7 protein-coding genes are annotated in these 11,996 nt (G+C 68.0%); 2 read left to right on the top strand and 5 right to left on the bottom strand.

The window, feature by feature from the left end:
* Positions 1-125: 125 nt before the first annotated feature.
* From ABE473_RS10090 to ABE473_RS10080, 3 genes are all read right to left on the bottom strand, one after another.
* The gene (locus tag ABE473_RS10090; protein ID WP_346489369.1) at positions 126-752 is read right to left on the bottom strand and encodes a LysE family translocator; all 627 of its coding nucleotides are present in this window, start codon (positions 750-752) and stop codon (positions 126-128) included.
* 215 nt (positions 753-967) lie between these two features.
* Positions 968-3,841, bottom strand: a complete 2,874-nt coding sequence (locus tag ABE473_RS10085) for a TonB-dependent receptor (RefSeq protein ID WP_346479253.1) — start codon at positions 3,839-3,841, stop codon at positions 968-970.
* Positions 3,842-4,083: 242 nt separating this feature from the next.
* Entirely contained in the window at positions 4,084-4,248 is a 165-nt protein-coding gene (locus ABE473_RS10080; RefSeq protein ID WP_346489368.1) for a biopolymer transporter ExbD, read from the bottom strand.
* Positions 4,249-4,331: 83 nt separating this feature from the next.
* Between ABE473_RS10080 and ABE473_RS10075 the strand changes: the two genes are divergently transcribed.
* A complete protein-coding gene (locus ABE473_RS10075; protein WP_346489367.1) occupies positions 4,332-6,308 on the top strand; it encodes a transglycosylase SLT domain-containing protein in 1,977 nt (658 codons plus the stop codon).
* 154 nt (positions 6,309-6,462) lie between these two features.
* Complete coding sequence (locus ABE473_RS10070) at positions 6,463-7,689, top strand: multifunctional CCA addition/repair protein (RefSeq protein ID WP_346489366.1); 1,227 nt, start codon at positions 6,463-6,465, stop codon at positions 7,687-7,689.
* Between the two features lie 57 nt (positions 7,690-7,746).
* Here ABE473_RS10070 and ABE473_RS10065 read toward each other — a convergent pair whose 3' ends face one another.
* Together ABE473_RS10065 and ABE473_RS10060 are read right to left on the bottom strand one after the other, a co-directional pair.
* Entirely contained in the window at positions 7,747-8,871 is a 1,125-nt protein-coding gene (locus ABE473_RS10065; RefSeq protein ID WP_346489365.1) for a S41 family peptidase, read from the bottom strand.
* Positions 8,872-8,996: 125 nt separating this feature from the next.
* Positions 8,997-11,996, bottom strand: a complete 3,000-nt coding sequence (locus ABE473_RS10060) for an autotransporter domain-containing protein (RefSeq protein WP_346489364.1) — start codon at positions 11,994-11,996, stop codon at positions 8,997-8,999.

The following is an 11,996-nucleotide window of genomic DNA, read 5'->3' as shown; positions in this document are numbered from 1 at the left end:
TGGCAAGACCCGGGTAGTGCCGGCCGCTGGCGGTCAGCCTCCGCAACTATGACAGTCAGGCCGGTTTGCCGCACATCGGCCGGCACAACCATCAACGCCGTGCGCGCAGCACCAGCGCCAGATCATCACGGCCGCGCGCGCAGCAGCGCCAATCCAAACCCGATGAAGATCGTGCCGACCACGCGGTCGAACACCTTGCGCAGCCCCGGTCTGGCCAGGTAACCGGCCAGGCCGCGACCGCCGGCGGCGTACACCGCGTACCAGAACATCTCCATCACCGCGAAGGTGCCCACCAGGATCACGAACTGCGGCAGCTGCGGCTGGGTGAGATCGACGAACTGCGGCAGGAACGCGGAGGCGAACAGCAGCAGCTTCGGGTTGCTGATGCCGATGATGAAGCCGTCGCGGAACAGCACGCTGCGCGAGCTGGGCACCAGCGCCGTGGTGCTGCCCACGTCGATCGGCGCATCACCGCCACGCCAGGCCTTGATCCCCAGGTAGACCAGATACGCCACGCCGGCATAGCGCAGGACGTCGAACACCATCGGCGACGCCTTGAGCACCGCGCCCAGCCCGGCGGCGGAGATTGCCAGGGCTAGCACCAGCGCGGTCAGGCAGCCGGCCATCGCAGCGATGCTGCGGCGGAAGCCGACCCGCACGCTGCGGGTCATCACGTGCAGCATGTTCGGGCCGGGCGTGCCGCACAGGACGAACACGGTGACGGCGAAGATCCACCAGGTATGCAGATTCATGGCAATGCAGTTCAGAAGAGGTAGTGCCGGCCGCTGGCCGGCTCCCCATGATGCCTGACGCAGAATGCGCCAACATGCCAGGCACCCGCGATGGCCGGTGTGCGCAACACATTTGTCCGTCCCTGCACGCAGCGGGGCATGACCGGCGCTGCTGCAAGCCACTACCGGGGCGCCGTGATGGCGCCCCGGTGTGTCACCTCCGCATCAGCCCGCGATCAGAACCGCAGGTCCGCGCGCACGTACCAGTAGCGCCCGCGCGGGATGTCGTAGGTCGAGGCGTCGTAGCCGTTGAGCGAGCATGACAGGCAGATCGGCGGATCCTTGTCGAACACGTTGTTCAGGCCGGCGCTGAGCTGCAGTCCCTTCATCCAGTCGACCTTGTAGCCCACCTGCATGTCGTGGAAGGTGGTCGCCGCCAGTTCGTTGGTGCCCTCGGCCTGGTTGCCGCAGATCGGGAAGGCGGCCACATCGCCGCACTCTTCGGTGAGCTTGGAGATATGGCGCACCGTCCAGGAGGCGTTCCAGTTGGACAGGTTCCAGCTCAGCGTGGCATTGCTGGTCCATTCCGGAATCGAGCTGTCGGCCACTTCCACGCCGGGCTCCTGCGGCTGCTTCTGTCCCGCCGCCCCCAGGGCCTCGTAACGCCCGACGAAGGTGTTCTGCCAGCCCAGCTTGAACTGGCCGATCTCCGTCTGCGGCAGGGTCCAGAACAGGTCCACATCCCAGCCATCGGTCTTGATCGAGCCCAGGTTGGTCAGCCGGTTGTTGAAGCTGCTGACCGCGCCGGTGGAGGCCCGCGTGATGCCGGCGCAGTACAGCGGGTCCAGCGTATCCACGCACAGGTCGAGCTGGGTCTGGGCGTTGATCGCCTGGATCGCGCCTTCGATGTGGTGGCGGTAGAACGTCACCTCGACATCGAAGCGCTCCGACCAGGACGCATTGCTGCCGAACCACGGGCTCCACACGAAGCCGGCACTGAAGCTGCGCGAGCGCTCCGGATCCAGCTCGGCGTTGCCGCCGGTGGTGACCGAAATCTGCGAGTTGGCCTGCTGGAAGCCGCCGGGCACGCCGAGGGCGGCGCAGTTGGCTGCGTTGCCGCGGGGCGGCGTGCCGCCGAGCCCGACCGAGCAGGGATCGAACAGCTGCAGGTCGGCACGCGCGGCCGAGCCGTACAGTTCGCCGATCGACGGCGCACGGAAGCCTTCGGCATAGCTGGTCCGCAGCACGAAATCGTTGGTCACCTGCCAGCGCAGGCCGTACTTCGGCGTGAACTCGCCACCGAAGGTCGAGTAGTCCGAGTAGCGCCCTGCCAGGCTCAGGTCGAGCTTCTCGCCGAGCGCGCTCTTGGCGAAGATCGGCACGCTCAACTCCAGGTAGGCCTCGTTGACATCGTAGGAGCCGGACGTGGGCAGCGAGGGTACGCCGTTGTAGTGGCCGATCACGGTCAGCGGATCCGGATCGTAGCGGCCCTCGTACTTGCGGTACTCATAGCCAGTGGCGAACGAAACCGGGCCGGCCGGCAGGGTGAACAGTTCGCTGCTGAGGTTGGCGGTGAACAGGCTCAACTCATTCTGGCTGCGGTCGCGCACCACCGGCTGGATCCAGCGCAGCATGTCCGGCGTGATCGAGCCGACCCCGCCGAAGATGTTCAGCGGCACGCAGCCCGGCGTGGCCGCGCACACCGCCGGATCGCCCAGCGCCATGTTGACCTTGTAGATGTCGTAGCTGCCGTAGTTGGTCTGCTCGGCCTTGTTCTTGCTGTACATCCCGTTGAGGTCCCAGAACCAGCTGCGGTCCGCCGCCTGGAACTGGCCGACCAGACCGGTGGCGAAGTACTGGGTGTTGACCTCCTGCTCGAATACGCGCGCGCCACCTTCCACCGGGCGACGGCCGATCAGGCTCATGTTGCCCGAGGCGACAAGATCGAAGCCGAACGGGTTGTACGGGTTGAGCCCCGAGACCACGATGTTGTCGGCCAGCGGGTTGCCGGTGGCGCCATCGGGACCGAAGAACAGCGGCTCGGGTGCGGCCTGGTTGGTGGATTCGCGGCGGTTGCCCAGGGCCTTGATGTACCACTGGATGTCATCGGTGAGATCGAAGCGGAACTGGCCGAAGATGCCCTTCCGCTCGGACGGCGTGAGCACCATGTTGTACTCGGCGAAGTTGAAGCGGTCGGCCGAGGTGAAGCAGTGGTAGTCATCGCTGCGGGTGCAGCCGGCACTGCCGTCGTAACGTGGGTTGCTCACCCCGGTATTGGGCACGATGTCCTGGTCGGCACCGGTATTGGGATCCACGAAGGAGAAGCGCCCCTGCGGAATGCCGCCACTGCCGAACGCCAGTCCGGTGCCCGGGATCGGGAAGCGCGACTGCTCGCGGTCGCGCGCATACACCGGATCCTGCTTGGTCCAGCTGGCGCCCAGGAACAGGCTGTAGCGGTCGCCACGGGTGCCCCACGCCAGGTCCACGCCCTTCTGGGTGCCGTCGCCCTTGCTGTACTCGCCGTAGTTCATCGTCACCTGCGCACCGTCGAATTCGCGGCGGGTGATGATGTTCACCACACCGGCGATGGCGTCGGAGCCGTACAGCGAAGAGGCACCGTCTTCGAGCACTTCGATGCGCTCGACGATGGCCAGCGGAATGGTGTTCAGATCGGTCGCTGCGCCCACGCCGGATGCGGAGGACTCATTGACCCAACGGATGCCGTCGACCAGCACCAGGACCCGCTTGGCGCCCAGGTGCCGCAGATCGACCTGGGCCGAGCCCGCGCCCACGCCGCTGCCATCCGGCGGGAAGCCGAAGTTTCCCGAGGAATTGAACTTCGCATTGAGCGCCGAACCGGAACCGGTCAGCTGCTGCAGCACATCGCCGATCGAGGTCAGGCCGGTGCGCTCGATCTCGGTGCGGGTCAGGGTCTGGATCGGCACCTGCCCTTCCACCTCGGCCCGCTTGATGCGGCTGCCGGTCACTTCCACCCGGTCCAGATCGGTAGTACTGCGTGGCGCGTCCTGCGCGCTGGCCAGGGCCGGCGCAGCCAGCAGCAGGCACAGCGATACAGCAACCGCCAGCGGGCGGTGATGCAGGTTGTTCATTCGCTCTCTCTCCAAAGGAATGGTGGGCGGGACTGCCGCGCCCCCCCTGCATGGCGGCAGTGTCTCCTTTGTAAACAACCTGTAAATGTGAAGGAGTGACGTATTCCACTCTTTCACGCGGAATCGACAAAGCCGACTGCGTGTGCGCGTGGCTTCCTGCGTTTCCCTGGACGGAACCACGCAATGAAGAACGCCCTTGTTTCCAAGGACGTTCGGGGTCATGCAGGCGGGCCGTCGGGCCGCTACTGGACGAACGCGATCCGGTCCATCCCGGCGTTGTTGGCCGCCGCCAGAACCTTGGCCATCACGTCATAGTGCGCATCGGGATCGGCTGCAATGCGCAGCGTCGGCAGGTTGCCCGCGTGGTCATGCGCCTGTTCCTGCAGCCGCGACTCGAGCGTCTCCACGGCGATCGTCCTGGCAGGGATCCGTTCATCCTCGATTCGGCTTGCCCTCACCGCCTTTCACCCGCCCCCGTTATGCTTTCGGCATGACACGACTTCCCCTGTATTTCTTCAGCGCGACCGTCCTGCTGGCCTGCACCGGCGTCAGCCCGGTCGCCGATGCCCAGAACCTGGATGCGCAGCGCGCGCAGCTCAAGGCCGTCATCGACAACGCCGAGCGCGGCCAGTTCGACCCTGCCCAGGCGGCCGCATTGAGCCGGCACCCGCTGTATGGCTGGGTGGAGTTCGCCAACCTGCGGCGCAACATCGATACCGTCAGCAACGCGCAGGCCCAGGATTTCCTCAAGCGCTACCGCGGCCAGGCCGTCGCGACCAGCTTCCGCAACGTGTGGCTGCCGGCCGTGGCCCGCCGCCAGGACTGGCCGACGCTGCTGGCCAATTGGACCGACACCTCCAATGTCGGCCTGCGCTGCGCCCAGCTCAATGCGCGCCAGGCCACCGGCAAGGCCGATGCGCAATGGGTCAGCGAGGCCCAGACGATCTGGCGCAGTACCGGTAAATCGCTGCCCGATGCCTGCGACCCGGTGTTCGCGGTCCTGGATGCCAAGGGCGGCCTGAGCGCCGAACTGCGCTGGGCACGTATCGACGCAGCGGCCGATGAGCAGCAGCCTGCCGTGATGCGCAGCGCCGCACGCGGCCTCCCGGCCGCCGATCTGGCGCTGGCCAACACGTATGCCGCGTTCGTCGACAAACCCAACGCCAGCGCACTGAACTGGCCGCGCAACGAACGCAGCCGGCGCATCGCCACCGATGGCCTGGCCAAGCTGGCCAAGGCCGACCCGGGCGCGACCGAACAGCAGCTGCCGCAGTATGCCGATGCGCTGCAGCTGAGCGCCGCGCAGCGCGCGCAGGTGCTGTACCAGATCGCTTTGTGGACGGTCGCCTCGTACGGTCCCGAATCCGCCCGCCGCCTCAACGCCGTGCCCGAATCGGCGTACGACGAGCGCCTGCACGAATGGCGCGCACGCGAAGCACTGTCGCGCGGCGACTGGCCGGCGGCGCTGACCGCGATCCGCAAGATGGGCCCGACCCAGCGCGCCGACTCGCGCTGGCGCTATTTCGAAGCGCGCATGCTGGACAAGACCGGCAAGCGCAGTGAAGCGCAGGCCGCCTTCCGTGAGGCGGCCCGTGCGGCCACCTTCCATGGCTTCCTCGCTGCCGACCAGCTCGGCCAGAACTACACGCTGTGCCCGTGGGAACCCAACGACAGCGCCCAGGCGCAGGCGGCGGTCGCGCGTGACCCGGCGATCGTGCGGGCGATGGAACTGTTCAAGATCGAACGGGCAGGCTGGGCCGTGGCCGAATGGAACGACGCCCTCAGCCGCTACGACACCACGCAGCGTCGCCTCGCCGTCGAAGTCGCCCGCGACAACGGCTGGTTCGATCGTGCGGTGTTCTCGCTGGGCAAGACCCCGGACGAGCAGCGCCTGTATTCGCTGCGCTTCCCGCTGCACCACGACGACAGCATCCGTCGCGAGTCCGCGCGCAACGCCATCGACCCGGCCTGGGTCGCCGCGGAAATCCGCGCCGAGAGCATCTTCAATCCGAAGGCGCGCTCGCCGGCCAACGCCATGGGCCTGATGCAGGTCCTGCCGGCCACCGGTGCGGCAGTGGCCAAGTCCATCGGCCTGACCAACTACGGGGGTGCGGCCAGCCTGTACGACGCGGACACCAACATCGCGATCGGCACGGCCTACCTGCGCCAGCTGATGAACAAGTACGACGGCCTGCCCTACGTCACCATCGCCGCCTACAACGCCGGCCCGACCCCGACCGCCCGCTGGCAGTCGCAGCGCCCGGGCTTCGATCCTGACATCTGGATCGAGACCATCAGCTACAAGGAAACCCGTGAGTACGTCGCGCGCATCCTGGCTTTCAGCGTGATCTACGACTGGCGCTTGAACGGCGACGCGCTGCCGGTGACCGACCGCATGAACGGCCGCCTGCAGGTCAAGCGCAAGACCTTCGCCTGCGCGGCCAACGCCGACAAGGGCGGCGACTGACCGGTCTCGGTAGTGCCGGCCGCTGGCCGGCTCCTGGGGATCTCCGGGCATTGGGGGGGGGGCCTGTTTTTTTCGCGTGTTTTTGGGGGGCCGCCGCCCGGCCCCCGCCACTACCGGTTGGCGTCGCGTTGGCCCACTGCGGCATCATGGGCGCATGAAGATCTATCTTGTCGGCGGCGCCGTACGCGACCGCCTGTTGCAGCGTTCCCCCGGCGACCGCGACTGGGTCGTGGTCGGGGCCACCCAGGCGCAGATGGAAGCGCAGGGGTACAAGGCCGTGGGCCGGGATTTCCCGGTGTTCCTGCACCCCGACACCGGTGAGGAATATGCGCTGGCCCGCACCGAGCGCAAGTCGGGCCGCGGTTACCGCGGCTTCGTGGTCGATGCCGATCCCTCGGTGACGCTGGAAGAAGACTTGCAGCGCCGCGATTTCACCATCAACGCGATCGCCTGCGATGAGGCCACCGGTGCCCTGGTGGATCCGTATGGCAGCGTGCGCGATATCGAACAGCGCGTGCTGCGCCATGTCGGCCCGGCCTTCGTCGAGGATCCGCTGCGCGTTTTGCGTGCGGCCCGCTTCATGGCGCGCTTCGCCCCGCTCGGCTTCACCGTGGCCGCCGAGACGATGGCCCTGATGCGCGAGATCGCCGCCAGCGGCGAACTCGAGGCGCTGGTGCCCGAGCGCGTCTGGCAGGAACTGCGCCGCGCGCTGGCCTCCGCCCGGCCGTCCGCCTTCCTGCGCACCCTGCACGATGCGCATGCGCTGGGCGCCATCCTGCCCGAGCTGGAGGCGCTGTACGGCGTGCCGCAACGGGCGGAGTTCCATCCGGAAGTGGATACCGGCGTGCACCAGGAAATGGTCAGCGACGTGGCCGCACAGCTGGCGCCCGGCGATGATCTGATCGGCTTCGCCGCGTTGACCCATGACCTCGGCAAGGGCCTGACCCCGCCGGCCGAATGGCCGCGCCACATCATGCACGAGCAACGCGGTGTCGCCCCGCTGCGCGCGCTGGCCGAACGCCTGAAGGTACCGGTCGATCACCGCCAGCTCGCCGAAGCGGTCTGCCGCGATCATCTCAACGTGCACCGCATCGACGAACTGCGCGATGCCACCGTGCTCGAGCTGCTGGCCCGGTGCGACGGCTTCCGTCGCCCGGAGCGGATCGCGCAGATCGCGCTGTGCTGCGAAGCCGACAAGCGCGGCCGACTGGGCTTCGAGGACAGCGACTACCCGCAGGGTGAAACGCTGAAACGCCTGCACCAGGCCGCGCTGGCAGTACAGGCGCGCGATCTGGATCTGAGCGGATTGAAGGGCCCGGCAGTAGGTGAAGCCCTGGCCAAGGCACGGGTAAAGGCGATCAGCGCAATGCGTACGCGCTGATCGATCCCTGCATGGCAGACCCCGGCCCCGCCTGATCCCGGCGGACCGGACGCCGTCTCAGCTGGCGCTGGCCGCGCACGCGGGCTGTGCCAACAGCCAATCGCGCGCCGCTGCCGCCGCGTCCTCGCCTTCACCGACGACCACATCCGGAGCGATCTTGCCGCCATCGCCCCGACCGTTGCGGTCGACCATCACGTTGCCGGTGACCAGCAATGCACTTCCGTCGGGCAGACGCTCGGTACGGTTGCCGGTCGAGAAGCCCGCCGTGGGCTGGCCGAAACTCCGGGCATTGGCGCGCCCACGGAAGGCCAGCGCCGTTGCCTCCCCTGAGCTGGCGGTGCGCGGACCGAACAGCACCGCCACCGGTGCGCCCGGCTGGCGGAGGCGATACACCGCCGCGCCACCGTCGAGCATTTTCTTCTGCTCCAGCCAGACGGCACCATCGTGCGACGACCATGATCGCTCCGCATCGGCCGTGGCGAACGCACCGATCCGCGGTGCATCGCCATCGGCCTCTTCCAGCAGCGGCGCCAGACCCAGCAGCATCGGCCACATGTTGCCGCCGCTGTTGCCCCGCAAATCCACGACCCAACCGCATCGTTCCGCCCGGTCCTTGCCGCGGATCGCGTTCTGCAGCCTGCCGGCAAACGCCAGGCTCGCCTGCTGCCAGGCCGGACTGCCACCCGCGCCGCTCGCGTTGAAGGCTCCCACCGTCATCCATCCAATGCGGCGGCCCACCGTATCCATATCCCGCTGTAGATCCGTGCGTTGCGGCGTGGCGCTGGTCTCGTCTGTCTGCCGGCTTGCCGGAGCACGCTGGGCTGCCGCCACCGTGCCGCGGTTCAAAGGCGGCTGCAGCGACGGGTGCGTCGCCGGCATCCACCGCCCATGCCCGCCGCTGCTCACGGCAATGGCATCGCGCAGCAGCGGCCAGGTCTGCGCGGGATCGGCATCGGGCGCCTGCAGGCGGGTGCGCAGCGCCTGCCAGCCGACCTTGTCGCGGTACAGCGCCTCGAGTTCCAGCACCTCGACGATCCGTGCCTGCACCGCCGTCGTCGGCATGTCCTGTCCGTTCGCCATCGGTGCAGACAGCACACCGGCCAGCAGCGCGAGCAGCGAAGAACGAGACCCTCTGGACATCACCATCGCGCTACATCCGTGTAGTTGAGTGGGCCGCAGCATAGCGCTGCATGCGGCCCCAGGAAAAGCAGGCACTACGCAATTCCAGCAACACGTCAGCCCGAAATGAGGAGCACCTCACCCATTCCGGGCGGCGTGCCGGCAATCAACCCGTGCCCGCAACAGCCTCACCAATCGAACCGCAGCCCGATGTTGCCTTCGATGCTCCTGCGCTCCTTCTGCTCGCTGCTTTCCAGGTCGCGGGTGTAGTCGGCCACCGCAAACGCACTGACGTTGGCATTGAAGCGCGCGACCACGCCGACGCCTACTTCCAGTGCGCGCGCGCCCTGCTGGTTGGTCAACTGATTGGTGCCGAAGGTGATGCGATCCTCGCCATCGAAGGTCTGCCAGTAGTTCACTTTGAAGTAGGGCTGCCAGCCATCGCCCGCGAGGGTGTAGTCGGCCGCCAGGCGCAGGCCGACGCGGCCGGTCCACGCGTTGTCGTTGTCGTAGCCCACGGAGGAAATGCGGTCGGCGCCGTCATCCAGTGCGGTGCGCTGCCAGATCACCTGCGCCTGCGGCTCCAGCCACCAGGCGGACTGCCCGAGCTGCAGCAGCGGCTTGCCGACTTCCAGCGAGGCCGTTGTGCCGTCACCACGCAGATCGATGCCGAGCCCGCGTGCGGACCACGCATTGCCGTCGTAGCGGCTCTGCATCACCACCGCGTCCAGGTAGCCCCCGGCGCTGCCCACGCGGGTCCAGTACAGGCCGACGTGCTTGTCGTCCAGGCGGGTGCGGCCGACGGCCACGTTGTCCCAACCGATCGCGAAGCCGTTGACGTTGCCCTGCGCACGGGTGCGCCCGACGAACACACCGACCTGGTCGCGGTGGCGGTCATCGGCGTTGGCGAACAGATCCACGCCGGCCTGGATGCCCTGGATGTCACCGTCGAAGCTGGGTCTGGCGTCGCCTTCCCAATGCTGCTCATGGCTCTGGCCGATCATCCGCGCCCACGCCGCGCGGAAGCCGCCCTGCCCGGCCAACAGGCGCTGTTCGCCCTGGCGCTCGTGGAACGTGCCCAGGCTCAGCAGGCTGGTCTCACGCAGCAGCGGCGGCACCACCGCATACGTGGCCGCCTCCACGCGGTACAGCGGAATGATGTCGCCGTCGGCGGGCACCGCGCCGGGCGTCGGTGGCACCGCCAATGGACCCGGCACTGCCGCTGGGGTCGTTGGTACCGGCGGCGGCGTATCGGCCTGCGGGGGCGCGACCGGTGCCGGTTCGGCCGGCGGCGGTGGCGGTGCGGGCTCGGGGGCGAGCGGGTCCGGGTTCTCCGGCAAATCCGGCGACGGCGGCGGCGGCGGGGTCAGGGGCGGCGGTGGGGTGCCTGCGTCCACCGGCGGCGGCGGTGGCGGGGTGACCGTGGATACGCCCGGTGGCGCAGGCGCCGGGGCCGCCAGGACACCCGTTACCAGCGTCGATCGCAGATACCAGTTCTCGCTGCTGCCGGCACTGACGCCGCCCTTGAACAGGAAGTACTCGAACGCACCGGCCGCGACCGGGTTGTACAGCGCGAATGCGTTTGGCGCGGTACTGGCGCCGTTGACTGACTGCACCACCAGGATGCCGTCGGCCAGCGTCGCCGCGCCACTGCCACCCGCGTTGAGGATGCCCAGGCCGGTGCTGCCGCTGGCCACGCCATTGGAGATCACCAGGCGGTCCGAGGGCGCGCCGTCACCCGCCAGCACCGAGTGCAGGTACACACCGCCGTTGTTGCCGACGTAGTTGCCCGCGATGGTGAACGCATCCCCCGGGCCATTGCTGCCGTTGCTCAGGTCGATGCGACCGGCATTGATGACGTTGACCTGCTGGCCTGCGGTAAAGCTGCGCACGCTGGCGTTGAGGCCGCCGGCGAACACCGTGCTGGTGCGGTCGATATCCAGGGTGCCACCGGCGGTGGTGGCGTCGGCCAGCACCAGATCGGCATCGACGGTCAGCTGGCTGTCCTGGCGCAGGTTGATCTGCTCCCAGCCGGTGAAACGCGCCACGCCGTTGGTCTTGACGTTGTTCAGGGTCAGCAGGTCGGTGCCTGCGCCACCGGTGAACAGCGGTAGCGCGCCGAGATGGCTGTTGTTGAGGTTGCTCAGCGTGCTGACGTCATCGCCCTCGCCCATGTCCACGGCGCCGTAGACCACGCCGCCACCGGACCAGGTGAGACGATCCGTGCCGGTGCTGGCACGGATTTCGCCGCGCACGGTGCCACCGGTGATGGTGATCGCATCGTCGCCACCGCTGACGCTGATGTTGCCGCCGATGTAGCCGTCGGACAGCAGGATGGTGTCATTGCCGAAGCCGGTGACGAGGTTGCCGTCGATGGTGCCGCCGGACATGTCGAAGGTGTTGTTTTCCAGTTTCATGTTGACCCGGCCGATGCGGCCGCCGGTCATCTCGGCGTAGTCACCGTCGTCGAAGCCGCCGATGATCTGCCCGCCGGTCATGCGGAAGCGATCGGTGCTGTCGCCCTGCAGCAGCGCGCCGACGGTGCCACCGGTCATCAGGAACACGTCCTGGCCACTCCCCTGCTGCACCGTGCCGGTGATGGTGCCGCCGCTGACCTCCAGCGCATCCACCCCATCACCCTGGTCGATGCTGTCGATGACCCCATCGCGCATCACCAGCGTATCGTTGCCTTCGCCCTGCACCACGCCGCCGCGGATGCTGCCGGCCAGCATCTCCAGCCGATCATTGCCGGCACCAGAGAAGACACCGCCGGTGCTGCCGCTGATCACCCCGCGATTGATCACGGTGGAAGCGGCATCCAGCTGCAGGCCACGCCCGGCGCCGGCAAGGATGCTTCCGTCATTGATGATCAGGTGCCCACCGCCACCGGCCTGCAGCGTGATGGCGTTGCCGGTGGCAGGCGCGACTTGGGCGTTGCTCAGGACATTGATGGTGATGGTGCTGCTGCCTGCCGCGCCGGTGACCGGCACAGTGTCCGGATTGGGCAGTTGGCTGGAGCAGGTCACGGTCTGACCGGTGGTGGGCGCAGGGTTGTCGCAGCCCGCCCAGGCCGGGAATGCCCCGGCCATCAGTGCGGTGCCGAGGGCGCCATAGCGGCCAGCATGCAGCAGGCGGGCTATCTGGACGGACAGCAGCGGCCGAGCCGGCCGAGCAAGCATCTGGTGCAT

The organism is Stenotrophomonas sp. TWI700, assembly GCF_039673645.1.
GTDB classification, from domain to species: domain Bacteria; phylum Pseudomonadota; class Gammaproteobacteria; order Xanthomonadales; family Xanthomonadaceae; genus Stenotrophomonas; species Stenotrophomonas maltophilia_AA.
The sequence above is the reverse complement of the archived record's forward strand: the minus strand, read 5'-3'. Positions and strand labels throughout refer to the sequence as shown.